Raw genomic sequence first — 21,631 nt, 5'->3', positions numbered from 1 at the left:
CGGTTACGGTGCTGACGTACGTGATCGACAGGGAGGGACCATGCCGGGGACCGTGTTGCTGGTGGCCGCCTCGCCCGTGGGGAAGGGCCGGCTGGTGGACGCGGCGACGGTGCTCCCCGTGCTGGCGGCCGTGCCACCCGGGGTGCTGGCGGGCACCGACACCGCGAACGTCGTCGAGCTGGCCGACCCCGTGGAGCCGCAGGCCGTGCTGACGCGGCTGCGGGCGGCCGCCGGGACCGTGGGCCCGCTGACGGTGTTCGTCACCGGGCAGCTCCTGCTGGACCGGCGGCAGCGGCTGCCGCATCTGGCGCTGGCGCGCACGACGCCGGCCACCGTGCGCTACACGGGCTTCCCCTGGCACTGGTTCCGGGAGGAACTGCGGCTGCGCGCGCCGGGCACCACGACCGTCCTGCTCGATCTGCACGCGGACGCGGAGAGCTGGGAGCGGCTGTGCGGCGCGCCGCTCGACTCCGGGCCGAACTGCGCCGTGTACGGGCGGATCGCGCCGCCGCCGCACCGGCGTACGGTGGCCGACCCGTCGTACATGAAGGCCGTCGCGACCATACTCCGCAGCGGGCACCGGCCGCCCGTGGAGCAACTGCACCAGCAGGCGCTGAGCCGGATCACGGGTGAGGCCCCGGGGATCGTGCTCGCCACGCGGGCGCCCGGCGTGAGCGATCCGCACGCCGCCATCTCCGCCGCCGTACAGGCCGGGCGGCACGCCGACGCCGACGGGCTGGCCGCGCGGTGGGAGCAGGCGGCCGTACGGGCGCACGGTGCCGCCTCCGAGGAGGCGCTGCACTGGACGGAGGTGCGGGCGGATCTGGCGATGTTCGCGGGGGACGCGGCCCGCAGCTGCCGTACCTGGCTGGCGGTGGCGTCGGCGCGGCTGGCCGCCGGGCAGGCGCCGGACGCGCCCGCCGTCGAGGCGGCCGTCGACCGCGCCCACCACCAGTGGGGCGAGGTCCGCGACCCGGCGCGGGCCCGCGAACTCGGTTCCCTGCTCGCCGAGTTGCGCGGCCGGGTGCCGGGCCGGCGGGTCGGCGCCCTGGACCACGTACAGCGGCAGCTGCGGCAGCTCCAGACGCAGCACTGAACGCGGCTTCGCACGCACCACCCGCGTCCGGACCCTCCCCAGGCCACAACCCCGCTGCCATGATGGTGAGTTATGGCTGACGGGGACCAAGTGGCGGGCCGGGTCGTCCGCGTCCGGTTGGACGAGAGCGCGACCGAGAGCGACATAGGCGCCCTGCGCAGGTGGCTGGAGCGGGAGCAGGGCCTGGACGAGCTGGTGCGGGCGGGCCGGCTCCGCATCCAGGAGCGGCGCCGCACCGACGAGACCGGCGCGCCCATGGGCGTCGGCATGGAGATCGTCGTCGCGCTGGTCAGCGCGGCCGCGACCGTCGGCTTCAACCAGCTGCTGGCGCAGGTCGGCCGGGCCGTGGAGGCCTGGCGGGAGAACCGGCGCGAGGTGGAGGACGGCGATCCGCCCGAGAGCAGCGTGGACCCAGTGGACCTCGACGGGTAGACCGGTGACCCGTTTCGACCCCCGGGGGAGGGTGAACCGGGCACTGCTGGTGGGTGTCTCCACGTACGACTTCACCGAGCCGCCGCACGGTGTGCCCGGCGACCTCCCGGCCGTCGAGCACAACCTGGACCGGCTCCGGGACACCCTCGCCCACGGCGGGGTCTTCGGCGAGGACGAGATCACCGTCGCGCGCTCGCCCTCCCTGGAGCGTTTCCAACGCGCGCTGGAAGCGGCCGTCGAGCAGGCCGAGGGGCTGCTGTTGCTGTACTTCGCCGGGCACGGGGCCATCCCCAGCGCGGGCGACGAGCTGTTCCTGCAGATGCGCGACGCGCGCGTGATCGCGGGCGGGCACGCCGTCTTCCCCGGCGCGGAGATGTTCACGAACCTGCTGACCTGGCTGGCCAACAGCCCGGCCGAGCGGATCGTGGTGGTCCTCGACTGCTGTTTCGCGGGCAACGCGGCGTGGATCTGGGACCACATCCGGGACAAGCGGCGCTTCCTGCTGCTGATGAGCGTGCAGGCCAACCACCGCACCGACGCGGGGGACGGCGGGACGCCGACGCCGTTCACCGGGGAGCTGCTCCGCCTGCTCGACGCGCCCGGCGAGTCGGGGTTCCAGGACGTCTCGGACGCACTGCGCAAGCGGATGGCCGAAGGCCGTCACGAGACGATGCGGGGAGAGCCGTGGACGCCCCAGAGCCGGGCGGAACACGACGAGGACGTGCTGCTGTCGGCACGGGACGACCAGGGCGTACGACGGACGGGCGCCGTCCCCGGCCCCGTACGGCCGCACACGAAGCAGCCGCGCCGGCCGCACGGCCGCAGCGGCGGGCCCGCGGTCCCGGGCCACCCCGGCCCGGTACGGCCGCACGCCAAGCAGCCCCGGCCCTCGCACGGCCGTGGCGGCGAGGCGGCGCCTCCGGGGCAGCCCGGGCCCTCGGACGGCCGTGGCGGTGAGGCGGCGCCTCTGGCCCACCCCGGGCCCGCGCGGCAGCCCGAGCAGCCCGGGCCCTCGCACGGTCGTGGCGGCGAGGCGGCGCCTCCGGGCCACCCCAGGCCCTCACACGGTCGTAGCGGCGAGGCCGCGCCCCCGGCCCACCCCGGGCCCGCACGGCAGCCGGGTCACCCCGGGCCCTCGCACGGCCGTAGCGGCGAGGCGGCGCCTCCGGGCCACCCCGGGCCCTCACACGGTCGTGGCGGCGAGGCCGCGCCCCCGGCCCACCCCGGGCCCGCACGGCAGCCGGGCCACCCCGGGCCCTCGCACGGCCGTAGCGGCGAGGCCGCGCCCCCGGGCGGCCACCCCGGGTCCGTACGACCGTCCGCTCGGCAGCCGGAGCAGCCCCGGCCCTCGCACGGCCGTGGCGGCGAGGCCGCGCCCCCGGCCCACTCAGGCGCCGTACGACCGCCCGCGCGGCAGCCGGAGCAGCCCCCGCAGGCTCCTCCGTCCCACGGCCCCGTCGCCGACCGCGTTCGCCGCTTACCCCACCTGATCCGGGCCGCCCGGCGTCTCGGCTGGGTCACCGTCCTGCTCTCCCTCACCGCCACCGGCCTCGGGGTCTACGGCATCACGGGCCTGGTCGGCGGCTCCTCGGCCTGCGTCCCGCCCCTCGAACTGCGCGTCCTGACCGACCCCGACCTGGAGGCGACGGTCGGCGCGGCGGCCGACGCGTATCTGACGTCGGACGCCAACACCACCGGCGACGGCTGCCGGCGCAGCGGCATCACCGTCTACAGCGCGGGCTCCGCCGACGCGGTCACCGCGCTGCGCCGCGAGTCGGGCGCATGGCACGAACCCCGCGACGAGGACCTCAACCCGCAGCGCGACATCGGCCCCCAGCCCGACATCTGGATCCCCGGCTCGCCGGCGGACGTCGCCCGCGTCACCACCGGCCAGGACACCGACGCGCTGGCCCGCCTGGAGCCGGACGACCGGGCGCTGGCGTACTCCCCGATCGTCCTCGCCGTGCCCACCAGGCTCGCCGCCACCTCCCTGGACGAGCGGGTCGGCGGCCCGCTGACCGGGATGCTCGACGGGCTGCGCGAGCGGCACGAGGACGCCGAAGTGCGCCGCCCCGACCCGGAGTTCGCGGACGCGGCGCTGCTCGCCACGATCGGCCTGTACGGCACGGGCACCGACCCGGGCCGGGTGGAGCAGCGGCTCGTCCCGCCGGGACCGCCCTCCCCCACGGCCGCCGACCTGCTGTGCGCGCTGCCCGACGACGACGCCGTCGACCACCGCACCGCCGCCCTCGTACCGGAGTTCCTGCTGAAGAGCGGCGTCGGCTGCGACCGTACGACGCGCAGCCCGCGCACCGCCCAGTACCCCGGCGACGTGCCCGGCCTGGAGCCCGTCTTCGTCCGGGTCCGCTGGGCGGGCGCCGACCGGGACCGGGCCGCACGCGACGAGGCGGCCGAGGGTTTCAGGGCGTGGCTCGCCGGTGCGGGCGGGCGGGCCGCCTTCGGCGCGGCCGGTTTCCGCGCCGCCGACGGCGACCGGGCCCTGCTGGACCCGGGCGAGGTCGCCGACGGCGTGCTGCCCGCGCCCTCCCTGCTGATCGAGTCCGCCGGGCGGGACGCGATGGACACGGCCCTGCGCAAGTACCGGGACGCGCGCGGGCCCGGGCGGGTGCTGTTCCTGCTCGACAGCTCCGGTTCGATGGCCGGGCGGTGGCGGGGGCCGAGCGGCGGACCCGGTCTGCTGAAGCAGTCGCTGGGCGGGCTCGGGGGGCGGGACGAGTACGGCGTGTGGGCGGTGGCGGACAGCGCCGGGAACCGCTCCTACGAGACCCTGCTGCCCTTCGGCCCGCACAGCCGCCGGTCCGCCGAGGCCGCGATCGACGCCGGGGCCCGGGTCCGGGACGCCGAGGCCGATCCGTACGCCGCCCTGGTGGCCGCGCTGGACGACATGGCGGAGCGCGGCGCCGACGACGACCGGCCCCAGCTGATCGTGCTCGTCACCGACGACGAGGACGCCGGCCGGCTCACCGGACCCCGCCTTGAGGACGTCCTGAGCCGGGCGCGCCTGACGAACGTGCCGATCACCATGGTGTCGCTGGAGAGCGGCGGCTGCGCCGCGGGCCGGCCGGACGCCCTGATCTCGGCGGCGAGCGGCGGCCGCTGCCTGGACGCCGACGACGAACTCGGCACGGGCCTGAGCGCCGAGGTCGCCCGCACCGGAACGGGGGAGCAGTGATGATCCGACGGCTCGCGGCCCTGCTGGCCCTGCTGCTGCTCGCCGCCTGCACCGGCGGCGGGGACGGCACGCGGCCCGAGCCCACCGCCGACGTGCCCGGCGACATCGTGGTCGCCGGCGGGCGGGACGTCACCGGCAAGAACGGCATCCGGCAGCAGCTCATCGACGCCTGGAACCGGCAGCAGGAGAAGGACGGCACCGGCTACCGGGCCCGCCTGGTCGAACTCCCCGGCAGCGCCGACGAACAGCGCAGCCAGCTGCTCGGCGCCCTCCAGTCCGGCAGCGCCGCCTACGACGTCGTCATCCTCGACGTGACCTGGGTGCCGGAGTTCGCCGCCGCCGGCCTGGTCCGCCCGCTGCCCGACGAGGTGCTCGACACCGACGTCATCGAGTCCGTCGCCGACACCGCCCGCTGGCGCGAGAAGGTGTACTCGGTGCCGTTCAACAGCGACGTCGGCCTCCTCTACTACCGGCGCGACCACCTCCGCGCCGGGGGCGTGCAGCGCACCGACCTGAGCGGTGGCCTGGACTGGGGGGAGCTGCAGGCCATGGCCGACTCCCTCGACGAGAACCCGCCCGAGGGCTACGAGAAGGGCTGGACCACCCAGCTCGCCGCCTACGAGGGCCGCACGGTCAACGCCGTCGAGGCGTTCGCGTCGGCCGTGCCCGACCTCGCGCTCACCGACGCCGACGGCCACTACAGCGCCACCGTCGGCGAGCTGACCGACGGCATCGCGGAGCTGCGCCGCCGCACCCAGGCGCCGTACCTGCTGAAGGACGCCGTCCACTCCGACGAGGCCGCGACCCTCGGTGACTTCGCGGACGGCCGCACCGCGTTCCTGCGGCACTGGCCGTACGCCTACCGCACCCTGCACCAGAGCCTCACCCCCGAACAGCTCGGCGTCGCCCCGCTGCCCGGCCGGGCCGTCCTCGGCGGGCAGAACCTCGCGGTGACCGGGGCCTCCCAGCGGCCGGCGAAGGCGGTGGAGCTGATCAGGTACCTCACCGGCAAGGAGAGCGAACGCTGTCTGCTGGACGCGGGGTTCGCGGCGACGCGCGTGTCGGCGTACACGGACGACGCCGTGCGCTGCACCGCGCCGGCCGCCGCGCCGTCCCCGTCCGGCGAGAGCACCGACCGCATGCCCCGCGACACCGCCGGCCGCCCCGCCTACGCCCGCGGCACCCTGCTCCCGGCCCTGCGGGCCGCCGTACAACGCCCGCGCACCGCCCTGTACGGCGCCTTCACCCAGACCTTCACAGGTCGACTGGGAGCCCTGTTCGACGACACCCCACCGGGGGACGCGGCACTGGCGGAGAGCCTGGACGCGGCGCTGAAGAGGGCGCTGCCCGACTGACGTGAAGCTGCGTCAATATGCGGCTCCGCCGCGGTCGCGGAGCGGCTCACCGCTTCTCGTACGGATTCGCCGGTTCCGGCACCGTCCTCACGTCCCCGGCGTCGAGCACGGCCGGCCACGCCTCGTCCGTGCCGAGCCTGCCCTCGGGATGCCAGGTCCCGGTGACGGCAACCCACGTATCCGTCGGCGGGGCCTCCACCCCCCGGATCTCGACCTTGCTCGTGCTGGCGTCGGCAGCGCAGCAGGAGATCAGGAGCCGGGTGACGTACCAGGTGCCGTCGTCGTCCCGGGTGACGAAGCCGGTCAGGCGGACGGTACGGCCCTTCAGCGAGCGCCCGCTGTCGTAGATCGCCCGGGAACCGAACTCGGCGAGGGTGAGGTCGAGCACCTTCGCCTTCGGCAGCGCGGGGAAGGTCCCGACGCCCTGCGCGGCCCGCGCCGCCGCCTCCCGCTCGGCGCTGTACGAGCCGAGGGCGGGCGGCGGGAAGAACAGCAGGGCGAGGGCGGGAAGGGTGAGCAGCCAGGCGACGCCGGGTCCGTGCCGGTGACCTTGGCAGCCGTCGTCGTACGGGCGCCTGCTGATGATCGCCGACACCACCGCCAGCAGTACCAGCGCGCAGCCGGACACGATCAGATACGGCCTGAGCCCCGCCTGCACATACCGCAGATACAGGTCACCGAACAGTGAGATCCGCAGCACCGCCGCCCCGGTGAGCAGGAGCAGCACCGCCGGCCCGTAGCGCCTCACAGCAGCCACCACCCCACCAGCGCGGCGCACGCCACCGCGACCACCCATGTCACCGACGCGAACCGCACCGCGAAGGCCCGCCCGAACGTGCCCGCCTGCAACGCGATCAGCTTCAGGTCGACCATCGGCCCGACGACCATGAACGTCAGCCGCGCGGTCGGCGAGAAGCCGCTCAGCGAGGCGGCGACGAAGGCGTCGGCCTCGCTGCACACGCACAGCACGACGGCGAGCAGGGCGAGCAGGAGGACGGACAGCCAGGGGGACCCGGTGAAGACGTCCAGGACGGAGCGGGGCACGGCGATGTTGAAGGTCGCCGCGGCGGCCGCGCCCAGCACCAGGAAGCCGCCGGCGTGCAGGAAGTCGTGCTGGAGGCCGTGGGCGAAGCCCCGCAGGCCGCCGCCCGTTGCCGAGGGTTTGCCGGGTGGCCGTAGCCACCGCTCCTGGCCGAACCGGGCCCACAGCCAGCCCATCACCACCGCCGCGGCCAGGGAGGCGAGGAGCCGGCCGAGCACCATTTCCGGCTGTCCCGGGAACGCGATCGAGGTCGCGACGAGCACGACCGGGTTGATCGCGGGCGCGGAGAGGAGGAAGGCGAGGGCCGCCGCGGGGGCCACACCGCGCCGTATGAGGCTGCCCGCCACCGGTACGGAGGCGCACTCGCAGCCGGGCAGTACGACCCCGGCGGCGCCCGCGACGGGGACGCCGAGGGCCTGGTTGCGCGGCAGGAGCCGGGTGAACACCCGCTCGGGCACGAACGCGCCGATCGCCGCCGACACCACCGTGCCGAGCAGCAGGAACGGCACGCCCTGCACGGCGATCGCGGTGAACACCGTCCACCAGGCCGCGACGGGCGGGGTGTAGAGGTCGAGCGCCAGCACCGGCCCGAGCACGGAGGCGACGGTCGCGACGGTGATCAGTGCGGTGCCGCCGACGGCGGTGCAGACGAGCGCGCGGATGCCGAGCCGCAGGCCGTCGGCCAGTGTCCGTTGGTTCTCCACGCGCCTTGCTTCCGGTCGTCCCGTAGATGCTCGCGGAGGTTAACCAGGGCCGCTGTGCGTCACCCAGGCGTCGTCACAGCGGGGGCTGTGCGGGTGCGGGTCCGAGGGTGGTGGTGCCGGGGGCCGTACGGTGGCCCAGTCCCGTCCGGTACGCGTCCAGCGCGGCCTCCACCCGGCCGGTGCGGCGCAGCAGATCGCCCAGCAGCCGGCACAGGTCGGCCAGGTCACCGGCGGCGCCCGCGCGTTCCAGCAGGCTGAGGGCTCGGACGTAGTGCTCCTCGGCCGACTCGGTGTCTCCGGCGTCCTCGGCGATCCGGCCGAGCAGCCGGTGCGCGGCGGCGGCGTGCACGGCGCCGCGCTCGGAGGAGAGGTCGCCGAGCACCTCGTGCAGCAGGGCGGCGGCCTCCTCGGACTTGCCGCGCCGGTGCAGTACGTCGGCGAGCTCGACGGCGACCTGGCTGCTGTAGAGGGCGGCACGCTTGGCGGAGAGCATGCCCTGGGCGGCGCGCAGTTCGGTCTCGGCGCGCTCCAGGTCGCCGTTCTGGGCGTAGACGTAGCCGCGCATCCAGTGGCAGTTGGCGAGTTCGGTACGGATCTGGAGCTGGCGGTACATCTCGGCGGCCTTGGCCAGCGAGGCGTCGGCCTCGGCGAGCCGGCCCTCGGCGACCAGGGTGCGGGCGACCTGCCGGTGCATCCGGGCGACCAGGGCGGGGTCGCCGGCCTGTGGCGCGAGGGCGAGCGCGAACTCGGCGGCCTGGGCGGCGCGGGCGTGGGCGCCCATGTCCATGTAGGGGCCGATGACGGCGGCGTAGAGGTGGAGCAGGGCGTCCGGGTCGTGCAGTCCGCCGCGGTTGAGTTCGTCGAGGGTGGACTCCAGGAGGTAGACGGCGTACCGGAGTTCACCGGCGAGGTAGTGGGCGATGGCGCGGCCGCGCAGGGCCGGGACGCGGGCGGGGAGGGGGGCGTCCCGCAGGGTCTGCTCGGCGCGCTCGAAACGGAGCCGGGCGGCGGTCAGATCACCGGTGTCCAGCGCGCACTCGCCGAGCCCGAGCAGCGCGGTGGCCTGCTCCTCCACCAGGCCGTGCGTCTCCGCCTCCGCGAGCAGGGCGGCGTACCGCTCCCGCGCCTCCTCCGCCTCCCCGGTGGCGAGGGTGCGCTGGGCCTCGGTCAGCTGGAGCCGTAGGTCGGTGGCGAGGCGGGCGGGGCGGCCGGTGGCCAGCTCGTCGAAGGCGACGCCGAGACGGTCGGCGAGGTGCCGCAGCGCCTCGTCGGAGGGGCGGACGCGGCCGGCCTCCAGGGTGGAGATGTAGGCCGGGGTGTAGGCGGGTTCGGCCAACTGCCGCTGGGTGAGACCCCGTTGGTGCCGCAGCTGCTGGACCCTGCGCCCGATGGTCTCCGGGTCGTCCCGCTTCGCCATGGGCTTAATCATGCCAGTAAGTGGACTTATGCCGGGGGTGGTTGGGCGGAATAGGTGCTGTTGGGGGTGGGTCGGCCGGTGTCGCCCGGGGCTGTGGAGGATCGGCCAACTGCCCGTGGTCCCCTTTCGGTTGAACCTCGCGGCCCCTAGGTTAGGAGCGAGATTAAGGCTGCTTAATCCCCCACTGTCGTAGCGAGGTTGCCGTGCACGGACCCCCATCCGCTCACCACGGACGCCCTTCCGCCCCTCCCGCCCGTTACGCCCGGGCGTTCGCCGCGGCGGTCGTCGCGGCCGCGGCCCTGATCGCGGCGGCGAACGCGGGGCCTGCGCGGGCGGCGGAGCCGGAACCGGTGCAGAGCTCTGTGCGGACGTCCGGGGAGATGCGGTAGCGGAGGTCGGCTTCCTGGTGGCCGTCGGCTGGTCCGAGACCCCCCGTAGGTGACCGGACGCGGTTTCGGGTGCGTCGGTACGGGTAGTCGGGCGACGTTTCCGGGCGGGTCGTGGTGGTGTGGTGCGGCGACAGGCGACGCCACCCCGATGTCGTCCGAGGAGGTCGTCGGAGGAGGGAGTCACCGTGCGGCCCAGGGACGAACCGGAACCTGCGGCCGCCGACGCGATCGCCGACGGGGTCCGGGGCGCCGAGCCCGGTGAGATACCGCGCAGGCTGTGCCGCGTCGCCGTCAGCCTGCTGCCGGTGGCCCGGGCGAGCGTGTCGCTGTGCAACGAGGGCATGCCCGTACCGCTGAGCGCGAGCGACGACCGGGCGGCGTACCTGATGGAGGTCCAGGCCACCCTCGGCGACGGCCCGTGCCTGCACGCCGCGCGCACCGGCGAGCCGGTGATCGCGTCCGACCTGGCGGGCGGCCGGGACGCCGACCGCTGGCCGGTCTTCGCCCAGCAGGCGACGGCGCTCGGGGTACGGGCGGTGTACGCGCTGCCACTGGGTGACGACGCGGGGTGCCTGGGGACGCTCGACCTGTACCGCGACGTACCCGGCATGCTCAGTCCGCGCGAACTGCGCACCGCGTACCTCATGGCCGGCGTCATGACGATCGCCCTGATGGCCCTGCCCACCGGCGAGGAGAACGGCAACCGCCCCCGGACGGCCTCTGGCTCAGCGAACTGGCCACCGAGCACGACGAGGTCTACCAGGCCATCGGCATGGTCATGGCCCAGCTGGGCGTGGGCGCGGACGAGGCGCTGGCGCGGTTGCGGGGGCATGCTTTCGCGCGGGGGCTGACGGTGCTCGATCTGGCGCATGACGTGGTGGCGCACCGGGAGCGCTTCGAGCGGGACTAGGCGGGCGTGCGGGCCTTCGGCTTCGCATGGGCACCGTCGGTTTTGCACTGGCCCCGTTGGCTTTGCGATGGCACCGTCGGTTTCGCACCGGCCCCATTGGCTTCGCACCGCACCGTCGGCTTCACACCACCGTCGGACTCACACCTGCACCCGCCCCTGCTTGCGCACCTCCGCGAGCCGCTTCGCCCCCAGCTCGGCCGCGGCCTGGGTGGCCTGGGCGTACACGTCCCCGAGCCCGCCGTTGGTGACGGTGAAGGCGTCCTCGCCGACGCGGACGGCGGCGACGTCGAGGGTGAGGGTGAAGGGCTCGCCCTCGCCCGCACCGTCGTCGTCACGGGTGATCGCGACACGTAGCCCCTGCCGCGCGTCACCGATCGCCGGCAACTCGGAGTCGACGACCTGCACGCCCTGCACCACCCCACGCGCGGTGGTCGCCGTGAACTGACGGCACGTCCGCGGCAGGGTTCGCATCCACTCCAGCGCCCGGTCGACGTCCGTGGGCCGCTGGGCGGACACCTGGTACCTGAGCTGGGCGTCGGCGTATCCGTCGTCGAGCCCGACGACGGCACGGGCGGGAGCCCCGAGGAGCTCGTCGCTGTACAGCGCGTCCAGCAACCGCTGACAGTCGGGCAGCGCGGCGGGCGCGGTCGCCTTGAGGAACCCGTCCCGCCACGTCGCGACCCCCTGAGTCGGCGCCCAGGGGTCCCCGAGATCGGCCTCGGTGATGAGCGCGGCCCGGGCCTGTTCGTCGGTGAGGGTGGGCGGTGCCTTGGGGGCCGTGGCGGAGCCGTCGGGCGCGCCGGAGGAGGTCGTGTACCGCGCGACATCGGAGGCAAGCCCGGAACAGGCACCGACGGCGAACAACCCACCCATCGACAACACGGAGACGACGAGGACGCGGACGGAGAGGCGCGGGATCATCGGGGTACCTCCAGAGGAACTACCGACGGCGGTACGTCCACGGGACCACCCCAACCGCCCAGGCACCAGCACGCCGGGCCGTACGAGGCAGGGGGTCTCTCCGGATGGGTGAGCGGGGCCAGGGCCTGTCGGGGGACAGCGGGCCGGCTCATGCCCCTTTCGTGGCCGCTTCGACGGGACCGGACGCCGGCTTCCGCACCCCACCACCCCTGCTCGGTCTCTTGTCGTTGGCCCTAGCCGCGCGAGTGGCTCAGGATGGGCCGGGGACTCAGAGACAACTCAGAGCCTTACCCACCTCGTAGATGGTCGGCCGATCCTCGGGAGCATGGCTGAGCATCGCCTCGATCAACTCGCCCAGCTCACCAGGCGCCTTCACGGGCCGTCGTTTGCCATTGGCCACGGCCTCTCTCTGGACGGGGCGCGGAGCGTCGTCCGGGTACTCGACGGCCCGCCAGCCGGTTGCGGATATGAGCAGCGTGGCGCCGAGTGCGTAGATGTCGGCTTCCTGCGTGGGCTCGGCTTCTCCAGTGGCGAGCACGCTGCGCGCGACCTCCGGTGCTTCGTAGTGGACGAGGCAGCCGCGGAACGGGAAGTCGTACCCCTCGGGCACGTGTCCTCCACGGGCAAGTGCGAGGTCGATGAGGTAGGTCCGGTCCAGCCCGATGATGAAGTGGGCAGGCTGCACGTCACCGTGGGCCCAGCCCTTGGCGTGGAGTTCGGCCAGCGCCTCGACGCAACCCAGCGCGACGCTGGTGTGAGGTTCGAGGGACGAGTCTCGCCTACGGCAGGGCTGCCACAGCTGGTACAGGTCCGGCCCTTCGCGCCAGGGCTGAAAGTTCCACGTCCCGCGCTCCCACTCGCCATAGGCGAAGTCATCGAAGCCGAGACGATGCAGTACGACCCCCTCCCGCGCGGGCGCGAGCGCGGTCCAGGGCTGGGCGGGCCACTCGGCCGTGGCCTCGATCGGGTAGCCGACCTTCACGGCGTAGTGGCCCCGAGGGCTCTCGACCTCCCAGACCATGGAGCCCCGGCGGTCCACGACCAGGCGCTGAGCTGTGGGCATCAGCGCGTCGAGCACCACGATCGGCAGTTCAGGGGATGACCCGGACAACGTCTCTTCTCCTTCCGGGCGAACGCGGCCGACCAGGAGCTGAGGTCGGCCGCGCCGCTGCTGTCGTGTGCTACGCCTGCCCGTACGGTCGGCCGCAGTCCGAGTCGCACTGCGCGAGGTTCGTGCCGTCCACGGTCCACAGGTCGTCGAAGACCATGAACCCGGCCGCCTTCATGGCGCGGGCCGAGGCGGCGACCTTCTCGGGGTCGCGGGCTCCACCGCCCGGTGCCGGGTTGTGGTGGAGGAAGCGGCCTGCGTACTGCTCGCAGAGTGCGGCGTACTCCTTGGTGTGCAGAATGAGCCCGTGCAGGCCGAGGTCCACGTCGTCCGACGGGACCATGGGGACAGTGGCGGTGGCCGCCGTGACCAGGAAGGCCACCGCCTGGTCCGCGATCCGCTCGGCCCGCTCGCGCGACTGCCCGTTGTGGACGACCACGAAGTGGGTGAGGCTTTCGAACAGCTCCTCACCAGCCGCCGCGCGACCGGTCTTCTGATCGTTCGCCGTTGCCGTCATGCGACTACTCCTTATGTGTGGCGGTGCATGGCACTTTCCGCCCGCATCAGTCGCCGAGCCTTGACCTGAGAACGACCAAAAGGCGGGCTTGGAAGGCCACCCCGGACGGGGAAAGGGGGGAGCCAAGGAAACTGGCACCTGTCCGGGGTGACCGGTCTACTGGCCGATGGCGAGAGCCATGCCGATCACCAGGCCGCACGACCCGCTGATCATGACGATGAACAGGACTCCCGCGTACCGGCCGATGGCGCGCATCACAGCCCGTCCCGACTGTTGCCGTTCCGGATGGCCAGGCGTGCGCTCAGTTCCTCCCGCGCACTCGGCGCTACCACGTTGCCCGGCATGGCATCCCACTCCGTGCCGCCGCCGATCGGCCTTATCTGCACACGGCCGCCGACCTCACCCATGACGACGCCGATACGCCCCCTGGCGGTGTCCTTCGCCAGTTCACCAATGACTGGTCTGGTCTGCTGATTGCTCGCCATGGAAAGGAGCATCGCGATCCGGGGGCCGCCGCCAAAAGGTCAGGCTGAATACCCAACTTGGGTAACATCGCGGCAAGTAGAGATCCAGCGACGTTGCGTAGCCCTCGCAGTGGGGAGCCTGCCCAATGCCCGACGCCGACCGGCCGCAGGAACTGCCTGCCCGGCTCCTCACCGATCCCGAGATGATCGAGGCGTGTCGGGAACGGGACTTCGCCAGGGTCTTCCGTCTGGTAAAGATCAAGGCGGGCATCTACCCCTCCATGATTGCCAGGCGTTGCGAGCTGACCCCCAGCCGTGTCGGCGAAGTGATCGCAGGTCGCCGTCAGTTGCAGCATATGGACGTCATCGAGCGCATCGCGGACGGCTTGCGCATCCCAGGGCACATGCTCGGGCTTGCCCGCCGAGCCTGGGAGACGCCTCAGGCCCTCGTAGTCGCCGAGCGAGAGGAGCCGCAGGTACCGGAGCCCGAACAGCAGACGCTCGCCGCACTACCAGGGCCCGATGTGGACAGCATCTTGGCCTTAGCCACCCGAGCAAGCCTCAGCACAGCCACACTTGAAGCATTCCGCTCTTCCATCGAGGACTACTGGCGACGGGACGACCAGCACGGCGGCGAGGCGCTGAGGCCGGCCATCGTCGGCCAACTCCGGTACGTTGTCGGACTCCTGAAAGTGAATCGGCCACCGTCCATCCAGAACGGCCTGTACGGAATCGCGGCCGAGCTGGCACGCCTCACCGGCTGGACCTACTTCGACGCACGCCAGTACAACCAGGCACGCGTGTACTTCACCGAGGCACTGCAACTGGCCAAGGAAATCGACGACCGCCAGTTCATGGCCAACGTGCTTGCCTGCATGAGCCTGCAAGGCACGTACCAGGACAAGCCTGCGGACTCTCTGGCCCTCGTGACCGCCGCCCAGGACCAGGCCCGCTCAGCACTCGACACCACGCCACGAGTCCTGTCCATGCTGTCGATGCGCGAAGCCTTCGCCCACGCCACTCTCAGCAATCGGGACTCCACTCACCGAGCGATTGGGGAGGCGCACCGGCATTTCGAGCAGATCCGGGCGAGCGACCCGGACCCGTCGTGGGTGACGTACTTCGACGAGACGAAGCTGATCGTGGACACGGGCATTGCTCACGGCCGACTGGGCGAGGCAGCGACCGCCGAACCCCTGATCGCGGACGCATTGCGGCGGGAAGCCCGCACCAACCAGCGCGGCCGGGCGCTTCATACGTTCTGGCTCGCTCGTACGCAGCTGGACCAGGGCAAGCTTGATCAGGCGTGCCACACCGCCACGCAAGCCCTGGAGCCTGCTTCGGCGGTGGCCTCCGAGCGTGTGTCCGGCCACCCTCAGAGAGTTCTACGACCAGTTGGCCCCACACAGGCAGGAACCCGTAGCCCTCGCATTCGAGGCGCGGCTACGGGAACTCCTCCCGCCGGTCAGCGGGTCGCCTCGTCCATGAGCAGGTAGAGCAGGCCGACGAGCGAGCCGCTGCTCACCACCTCGCGGCGGTCGATCATGCCCCGGACCTCTGACAGAGGGATCCATTCGACGCGGTCGGATTCGTTCTTCTCTGTGGGTGGTCCGGCGTACGTCGCGCCGTCCGCGCGGAAGACGTGGTGCTGCGAGTCGGTGATCCCGTTAGCCGGCTCGGCGTAGATCAGGGGCTTGATGGGGCCAGGGCGCCAACCCGTCTCCTCCAGGACTTCGCGGGCCGCCGCTTCCTCCGGGGTCTCGCCTTCCTCGACCAGGCCCATGGGCAGTTCCCAGGCCCACGAGTCCGTGATGAAGCGGTGTCGCCACATCATCAAGACTTCTTTGCGTTCATTGACCACGGCGGCCACGGCCAGATGCCGGAGGCGCACGACGTGGTACTCCCACCTACGTCCATCGGGCTGCTGGACGTCGACCAGACACAGATTCACCCACTTGTTGGTGTAGATCTGCCGCTCGCCATGGGTCTTCCACTGCATGAACGCTGCCCCTCTCCCGCGATGGGACCAGCATCCCAGACCCCGCCAGACCTGGAGACAGGGATAACGTCAGAGTGACGCGCTGCTCCAGCCCGCTGCTCAAAGCATCGGATCGACGACTGTGGCAGTGGCCGGTCACAGTGCCGGCGGCGTCGCCCGCACCAACCCCGTCTGATACGCGATGACCACCAGTTGGGCGCGGTCGCGGGCGGACAGTTTGGTCATGGCTCGGTGGATGTGGGTGCGGATGGTGAGGGGGCTGAGCGTGAGGTGTTCGGCGATCTCCGTGTTGGACTTGCCCTCCGCCGCCAGGGACATCACCTCACGTTCGCGGTCCGTGAGGTCGGACAGGCGTTCCGGGGAGGCGAGTTGGGTGCCGGGCGCGGGGGTGGTGAGGAAGCGGGTGATGAGGGTGCGGGTCGCGGTGGGGGAGAGCAGCGCCTCGCCCGAGGCCACCGTGCGGATGCCCGCCAGGAGGGTGTCCGCCGTGACGTCCTTGCCGAGGAAGCCGCTCGCGCCGGCGCGCAGTGCCTGAGCCACGTAGTCCTCCGTTTCGAAGGTGGTGAGGATCAGGACGCGGGTGGCGGAGAGGGCCGGGTCGGCGCAGATGGCGGACGTGGCTTCCAGGCCGTCCGTGCCCGGCATGCGGATGTCCATCAGGACGATGTCGGGGTGGTGGGCCCGGGTCAGGTCCGCCGCCTCCGCGCCGTCGGAGGCCTCGGCGACCACCGTCATGTCGTCGCAGGAGTCGATCAGGATCCGGAAGGTGGCCCTCAGCAGGGCCTGGTCGTCGGCCAGCAGCACGCGGATCGTCATGGGGTGCGTTCTTTCTGCGGGGCCACGGGGTGCAGTGGCAGTGCCGTCGTGACTTCGAAGCCGCCCTCCGGGCGGGGGCCCGCGCACAGTTCGCCGCCGATGGACCGGGCGCGTTCGCGCATGCCGATGACACCGAAGCCGCCGCTCTGCGCGGGCTCCCCCACCGCGGGGCCGTCGTCGGTGACCGTGATGAGCAGACGGGAGCCGGCGTAGGCGAGACGTACGTTCGCGGATTCCGCCGTGGCGTGTTTGGTGACGTTCGTGAGGGCCTCCTGCACGATCCGGAACGCCGTCAGGTCCACCCCGGGCGACAGCGGCCGGGGCTCCCCCTCCGTGGTGACGGTGACCGTGAGACCTGCCGACGCGCACGCCGTGACCAGCTCGGGCAGGCGGGACAGGCCGGGGGCCGGTTCCAGCGTCGCCGGGTCGTCGGTCTGCCTCAGCAGGCCCAGCGTGGCCTTCAGTTCGCGCAGCGCGGAGGACGTGGTGCCGGTCAGGTCGGTGAGGATCTGCTTCGTCTGCCGGGGGTTGTCGAGGGCGAGGTGGGCGGCGGTGCCGGCCTGGGCGTTGGCCAGGGCCAGGTGGTGGGCGACGACGTCGTGCAGCTCGCGCGCGATGCGCATGCGTTCCTCGGTGACGCGCAGCCGTGCCTCCTCCTCACGGGTGCGCTCGGCGTGTTCGGCTCGGGCCTGCACCGACTTCAGGTAGGCGCGCCGCATCCGGGTCATGTTGCCGGCGGCGAGGGGGAGCAGCAGCCAGAAGAACGGGCCGATCGTCCTCAGCAGCAGGGAGAGGTGGTCCATCGAGTCGGAGAAGACGGCCGCGATCATCAGTGCCGCCATGACGGGGACGCCGTAGGCGCGGGTGGTCCTGCGGTCGGTGTGCGTGGCCAGCCAGTAGAGGGCCGTCATGACGGGGGCCAGGAGCAGGGGGGTGAGCAGATAGCCCAGGGAGATCGCGACCACCGTGCAGAGCGCGGTCACGGTGACGGCGATGCGTGGGTGGGTGCGGTGCTTGAGGAGGAAGAGGCAGGACAGGAGCATCAGGGCGGTCCCGGTCTCTCCCTGGCCAGGTGGGGCGGCGCCGGGCAGGGTGAGGGTGGCGCCGAGGGTCGCGCAGCCCATCAGCGCCAGCACCAGCGCCAGGTCGACGACAAAGGCGTGGCGGACCGCGAACTCCTCGAAGCGGTCCGCGTAGCGCCGTTCCGGGCTGGTGGTCATGGGGCTCTCCGGTCGGTGGACTGGATCCATCGTGGACGGTGGGAGGGGCGAACGGTCGCCGGGACCGCCCGTGTCCTTCGTCACGGGCGGTCCCTGGTGGGGGCGGGTCGGGTCAGGTACGCGCCGTCTCCAGCTCGGCCACTTCGCCCGGCACCGGCACCGCCTCCGGCCGCCGGCTGAGCGCCTCGCCCTCCACATCCACCCGGGGCAGGATCCGGTCCAGCCACTTCGGCAGCCACCAGGCCTTGTGGCCGAGCAGGGCGAGTACGGCGGGCACGATCGCCATCCGGACGACGAAGGCGTCGAACAGGACGGCGGAGGCCAGTCCGAACCCGATCATCTTGATCATGGAGTCGCTCTCGCCGATGAACCCGGCGAACACCGCGATCATGATCAGGGCGGCGGCCACCACCACGCGGGCGCTGTGCCGGAAGCCGGACGTGACCGCCTGCCCGGGCCGCTCGCCATGGACGTACGCCTCCCGCATCCGTGAGACGAGGAAGACCTCGTAGTCCATGGCCAGGCCGAAGACGATGCCCACCAGGAAGATCGGCATCAGGCTCATGATCGGCCCGGTCTGCTCCACGCCCAGGATCTCGGCGCCGTGGCCCTGCTGGAAGACCACGACGACCGCGCCGAGGGACGCCAGCACCGACAGCAGGAAGCCGAGGGCCGCCTTGAGCGGGACGAGCAGGGAGCGGAAGACCACCAGCAGCAGGACGATCGCCAGGCCGACCACGATGATCAGGTACGGGACCAGCGCGGCCTGCACCTTGTCGGAGATGTCGATGTTCAGCGCGGTGGTGCCGGTGACCTCGAAGGTCGCGCCGGTCTCGGACTCGGCCCCCGGACGCTCGTCCCGGATGGTGTTCACCAGGTCCTTGGTCCGCTCGTCGGTCGGCGCGGTGGCCGGGACGACCGAGAAGACCGCGGTGTCACCGGCGTCGTTGAAGTTGGCCGGGGAGACGGAGACGACGCCCTCGGTGGCGCCGATCAGGTCGGAGATCGTCCGCGTGGCCTGCTGCGCGTCGTCGGCTCCCTTGGCGTCGACGACGATCGTCAACGGGCCGTTGAAGCCGGGGCCGAAGCCTTCGGCGAGCGCGTCGTAGGCGCGGCGTTCGGTGGTGGAGGTGGGCTTCGCCTCGTCGCCGGGCATGCCCAGCTGGAGGTTCGTCACCGGCACGGCGAGGGCGCCGAGGCCGACGACACCGAGGAGCAGCACCGGCAGCGGGCGGCGCAGGACGAAGCGCGCCCAGCGGGTGCCGCCGTTGTTCTCGCCGCTCGGCGCTGTACGACCGCTCTTGCGGGCGCGCCGGGTGAGGACGGCGTTGGGCCAGAAGCCGAGGAACGCCGGGACGAGCGTCAGGGCGATCAGTACGGCGACGACGACCGCGCCCGCCGCGGCGAGCCCCATCTTGGTGAGCATCGGGATGCCGACCACCGTGAGGCCGGCCAGGGCGATGACGACGGTGAGGCCCGCGAACACGACCGCCGAACCGGCCGTGCCGACGGCCAGGCCGGCCGCCTCCTGGGGCGTACGGCCCCCTGCGCGCTCCTCGCGGTAGCGGGAGACGACGAACAGGGCGTAGTCGATGCCGACCGCGAGGCCCAGCATCATCGCCAGGGTGCCGGTCGTCGTCGACAGGCCGAGGGCGCTGGAGAGGGTGAGGATGGTCGCCATGCTGACGCCGACGCCGATCACGGCGGTCAGCAGCGGCAGCCCGGCGGCGGCCAGGGAGCCGAAGGTGATGAGCAGGACGACGGCGGCCACCGCGACCCCGACCAGCTCGGCGGCTCCGCCCGCCCCGGCGCCGTCCTCCAGCGCGGACCCGCCGGCCTCGACGGTGAGCCCGGCCTCCCGGGCGTCGTCGATGGCCCGCTCCAACCCCGTCCGGCTCGCATCGGTGAGGTCGTTCGCCGCCGCCTTGTAGGTGACGGTCGCGTAGGCCGTCGTGCCGTCCTTGCTGACCGCCCGCGCCCGGAACGGGTCGACGGCGCTCGCGACCTGCGCCCCGTCGGCCAGTTCGGTCACGGCCTGTGCGACGGCCTGCTTGTTCTCGGCGGCGGTGACCTTCTCGCCGTTCGGCGCGACGAAGACGATCCGGGCGGTCGCGCCGTCGGCCGAGGCGCCGGGGAAGCGCTCCTCCATCAGGTCGAACGCCTGCTGCGACTCGATGCCCGGCATGGAGAACTCCTCGTCGGAGGCTCCCGGGGCCTTCAGGGCGCCCAGACCGACGGCGGCCAGGACGGCCGCCCAGACCAGGGCGACGTACCAGCGTCGCCGGAAGGCCAGACGGCCCACTCGATACAGGAAAGTTGCCACGACAGGGGGTCTCCACATCTGGGGGCGATCGTCCGCCTCAGGTTGTCCGGGAGCGGGCTGTCCTGTCGTCGTGCGCCTGCCGACAATCGGCGCTACTGAAATCGCAGTACGGGACGACTGCCGGGTCCACCGAGGGAACGACGGGGCGCGCCGGTGGGGTGGACGGCGGGGCCGCGTACCGTCCTCCCCATGCCCGAGTTGCAGCTGCTCCGTCCGGACCACGCCCCCGCGCTGCTCGCCTTCGAACGGGAGAACCGGGCCTATTTCGCCGCGTCCGTCCCCGACCGGGGCGACGACTACTTCGCCCGGTTCGACGAGCGGCACCGCGCCCTGCTCGCCGAGCAGCGTGCCGGGGACTGCTACTTCCATGTCCTGGTCGGCGCCGCGGGCGAGGTGCTGGGGCGGGTCAACCTGGTGGACGTGGCGGACGGTGGCGCCGAGCTCGGATACCGGATCGCGGAGCACGCCACGGGCCGGGGGCTGGCCACCTGGGCCGTGCGGGAGGTGTGCGCTCTCGCCGTCGGCGGATACGGGGTGACCGTCCTGAGGGCCGCGACCACTCGCGACAACGCGGCGTCGCAGGCCGTGCTCGCCCGCGCCGGTTTCACGGTCACCGGCGCGACGGAACTCTCCGGCCGGCCGGGCCTGACCTATGCGAAGACACTTCGCGGTGACGCCCCTCCCCGCTGAACCGATGCCGACGCCCCGGCCGCGTAAGGTCGCTCGCGTAGGCAGGGGTCGTATCGGCCCGGTGAAAGGAGCCCCGCGTGAACGGTCAGCCCATCCCGGTGATCATCGACTGCGACACCGGCGTCGACGACGCCCTGGCCCTGCTGTTCGCCGTACGGCACCCGGCGATCGATCTGCGCGCGGTCACCTGCGTCGCCGGGAACACCGACGTGGACGGCGTCGTACGGAACACGCTCACCGTGCTGGAGCTGGCCGGCGCCGGTGACATACCCGTCGCACGGGGTGCCGCACGGCCGCTGATCGAGGCGCCGCGTTCCGCCCGGCACGTGCACGGGCACGACGGGATGGGCGACCTGGGGCTGCCCGCCCCGACGCGTACGCCGGTGGACGTGGACGCCGTGACCCTGCTGCGCCGCGAGATCCTCGCCTCCCCCCGGCCCGTGACCCTCGTCCCGACCGCCCCGCTCACCAACATCGCCCTGCTGCTGCGCACCCACCCGGAGGTGGCCGCCAACATCGAGCGGATCGTCTTCATGGGGGGTGCGGTGGCCACCGGAAACGCCACGCCCGTCGCCGAGTTCAACGTGTGGCACGACCCGGAGGCCGCCGCGATCCTGCTCACCGCAGGGGTGCCGATCACCATGTACGGGCTGGATGTGTTCATGCGGGTCGTCGTGCCGGCCTCCGACGTACGGCGGCTGCGGGCGAGTTCCGAGCCGGGGGCGCGGCTCGGGGGTGAGCTGCTCGCCCATCGGGGCCGGGGACCGAGGAGGATCCGGCGGGCGGGCTGGGCGACGCCGGCGCGGTCTGCGCGGTCGCCGATCCCGCGGGGCTCACGACACGTGCCCTGCCGGTCGAGGTGTCCCTCGCGCCGGGGCCGACCCGGGGGCAGACCATCGTCGATCTCCGGCCGCGGCCGGGTGAGTCCGAGATCCACGGCGAGCCGCGTGAACAGCCGCTGGTGGATGTGGCGTTGGACGTCGACGAGGAGCGGTACGTGAAGCTGTGGCTGGCGACCGTGGAAGGCTAGTCACG

18 protein-coding genes and 3 pseudogenes are annotated in these 21,631 nt (G+C 72.8%); 10 read left to right on the top strand and 11 right to left on the bottom strand.

What is annotated here, in order from left to right:
* Positions 1–40 precede the first annotated feature (40 nt).
* From I2W78_RS18450 to I2W78_RS18435, 4 genes are all read left to right on the top strand, one after another.
* Positions 41–1,096: a hypothetical protein gene (locus I2W78_RS18450; RefSeq protein WP_196461385.1), complete on the top strand. Its 1,056-nt coding sequence runs from the start codon at positions 41–43 to the stop codon at positions 1,094–1,096.
* 72 nt (positions 1,097–1,168) lie between these two features.
* A complete protein-coding gene (locus I2W78_RS18445; RefSeq protein ID WP_196461383.1) occupies positions 1,169–1,528 on the top strand; it encodes a hypothetical protein in 360 nt (119 codons plus the stop codon).
* A 4-nt stretch (positions 1,529–1,532) separates the two neighbouring features.
* Complete coding sequence (locus tag I2W78_RS18440) at positions 1,533–4,721, top strand: caspase family protein (RefSeq protein WP_307783714.1); 3,189 nt, start codon at positions 1,533–1,535, stop codon at positions 4,719–4,721.
* On the top strand, positions 4,721–6,076 hold the full coding sequence (locus I2W78_RS18435) for an extracellular solute-binding protein (RefSeq protein WP_196461381.1): 1,356 nt from the start codon (positions 4,721–4,723) through the stop codon (positions 6,074–6,076). Before I2W78_RS18440 ends, I2W78_RS18435 begins: the two co-directional genes overlap by 1 nt.
* Positions 6,077–6,122: 46 nt before the next feature.
* Here I2W78_RS18435 and I2W78_RS18430 read toward each other — a convergent pair whose 3' ends face one another.
* From I2W78_RS18430 to I2W78_RS18420, 3 genes are all read right to left on the bottom strand, one after another.
* Positions 6,123–6,824, bottom strand: a complete 702-nt coding sequence (locus I2W78_RS18430) for a TIGR03943 family putative permease subunit (protein WP_196464616.1) — start codon at positions 6,822–6,824, stop codon at positions 6,123–6,125.
* Positions 6,821–7,822, bottom strand: a complete 1,002-nt coding sequence (locus tag I2W78_RS18425) for a permease (RefSeq protein ID WP_196461379.1) — start codon at positions 7,820–7,822, stop codon at positions 6,821–6,823. The genes I2W78_RS18430 and I2W78_RS18425 overlap by 4 nt, the downstream gene beginning before the upstream one ends.
* Before the next feature lie 73 nt (positions 7,823–7,895).
* Positions 7,896–9,239 (bottom strand): helix-turn-helix domain-containing protein, encoded by a 1,344-nt coding sequence (locus I2W78_RS18420; protein ID WP_196461377.1) that lies wholly within the window; start codon positions 9,237–9,239, stop codon positions 7,896–7,898.
* A 203-nt stretch (positions 9,240–9,442) separates the two neighbouring features.
* On the opposite strand from I2W78_RS18420, the gene I2W78_RS41430 reads away from it, so the two are divergent.
* The 3 genes and pseudogenes from I2W78_RS41430 (at position 9,443) to I2W78_RS40545 (ending at position 10,538) form a co-directional block, all read left to right on the top strand.
* The gene (locus tag I2W78_RS41430; RefSeq protein ID WP_307783713.1) at positions 9,443–9,628 is read left to right on the top strand and encodes a hypothetical protein; all 186 of its coding nucleotides are present in this window, start codon (positions 9,443–9,445) and stop codon (positions 9,626–9,628) included.
* A gap of 119 nt (positions 9,629–9,747) precedes the next feature.
* Positions 9,748–10,239: pseudogene (locus I2W78_RS41425) on the top strand (GAF domain-containing protein); the annotation flags it as partial.
* 161 nt (positions 10,240–10,400) lie between these two features.
* The gene (locus I2W78_RS40545) at positions 10,401–10,538 is read left to right on the top strand and encodes an ANTAR domain-containing protein (RefSeq protein WP_307783712.1); all 138 of its coding nucleotides are present in this window, start codon (positions 10,401–10,403) and stop codon (positions 10,536–10,538) included.
* A 138-nt stretch (positions 10,539–10,676) separates the two neighbouring features.
* Here the strand turns inward: I2W78_RS40545 and I2W78_RS18410 are convergent, their stop codons facing one another.
* From I2W78_RS18410 to I2W78_RS18395, 4 genes are all read right to left on the bottom strand, one after another.
* Complete coding sequence (locus tag I2W78_RS18410; RefSeq protein WP_196461375.1) at positions 10,677–11,459, bottom strand: hypothetical protein; 783 nt, start codon at positions 11,457–11,459, stop codon at positions 10,677–10,679.
* 268 nt (positions 11,460–11,727) lie between these two features.
* A complete protein-coding gene (locus I2W78_RS18405; RefSeq protein ID WP_196461373.1) occupies positions 11,728–12,570 on the bottom strand; it encodes a protein kinase in 843 nt (280 codons plus the stop codon).
* Between the two features lie 70 nt (positions 12,571–12,640).
* The gene (locus I2W78_RS18400; RefSeq protein WP_196461371.1) at positions 12,641–13,084 is read right to left on the bottom strand and encodes a glycine-rich domain-containing protein; all 444 of its coding nucleotides are present in this window, start codon (positions 13,082–13,084) and stop codon (positions 12,641–12,643) included.
* A 254-nt stretch (positions 13,085–13,338) separates the two neighbouring features.
* Positions 13,339–13,569 (bottom strand): hypothetical protein, encoded by a 231-nt coding sequence (locus I2W78_RS18395; RefSeq protein WP_230885500.1) that lies wholly within the window; start codon positions 13,567–13,569, stop codon positions 13,339–13,341.
* A gap of 125 nt (positions 13,570–13,694) precedes the next feature.
* Between I2W78_RS18395 and I2W78_RS18390 the strand changes: the two are divergent.
* Positions 13,695–15,036, top strand: a pseudogene (locus I2W78_RS18390) (hypothetical protein).
* Here the strand turns inward: I2W78_RS18390 and I2W78_RS18385 are convergent.
* The 4 genes from I2W78_RS18385 to I2W78_RS18370 form a co-directional block, all read right to left on the bottom strand.
* Entirely contained in the window at positions 15,014–15,547 is a 534-nt protein-coding gene (locus I2W78_RS18385; RefSeq protein ID WP_196461367.1) for an NUDIX hydrolase, read from the bottom strand. The pseudogene I2W78_RS18390 and the gene I2W78_RS18385 overlap by 23 nt on opposite strands.
* Before the next feature lie 135 nt (positions 15,548–15,682).
* Complete coding sequence (locus I2W78_RS18380; protein ID WP_196461365.1) at positions 15,683–16,363, bottom strand: response regulator transcription factor; 681 nt, start codon at positions 16,361–16,363, stop codon at positions 15,683–15,685.
* Positions 16,360–17,583, bottom strand: coding sequence for a sensor histidine kinase (locus I2W78_RS18375; RefSeq protein WP_196461363.1), 1,224 nt, complete (start codon positions 17,581–17,583; stop codon positions 16,360–16,362). The genes I2W78_RS18380 and I2W78_RS18375 overlap by 4 nt, the downstream gene beginning before the upstream one ends.
* Positions 17,584–17,695: 112 nt before the next feature.
* Positions 17,696–19,906, bottom strand: a complete 2,211-nt coding sequence (locus I2W78_RS18370; protein ID WP_196461361.1) for an MMPL family transporter — start codon at positions 19,904–19,906, stop codon at positions 17,696–17,698.
* A gap of 189 nt (positions 19,907–20,095) precedes the next feature.
* Here I2W78_RS18370 and I2W78_RS18365 point away from each other — a divergent pair, with 189 nt between their 5' ends.
* Both I2W78_RS18365 and I2W78_RS18360 read left to right on the top strand, forming a co-directional pair.
* The gene (locus I2W78_RS18365) at positions 20,096–20,596 is read left to right on the top strand and encodes a GNAT family N-acetyltransferase (protein WP_196461359.1); all 501 of its coding nucleotides are present in this window, start codon (positions 20,096–20,098) and stop codon (positions 20,594–20,596) included.
* A gap of 77 nt (positions 20,597–20,673) precedes the next feature.
* Positions 20,674–21,626: pseudogene (locus tag I2W78_RS18360) on the top strand (nucleoside hydrolase).
* The last annotated feature ends 5 nt before the right edge of the window (positions 21,627–21,631 follow it).

Origin of the sequence: Streptomyces spinoverrucosus (assembly GCF_015712165.1) — a bacterium.
Classification (GTDB): domain Bacteria; phylum Actinomycetota; class Actinomycetes; order Streptomycetales; family Streptomycetaceae; genus Streptomyces; species Streptomyces spinoverrucosus_A.
This window is presented reverse-complemented; position numbering and strand designations above follow the sequence as displayed.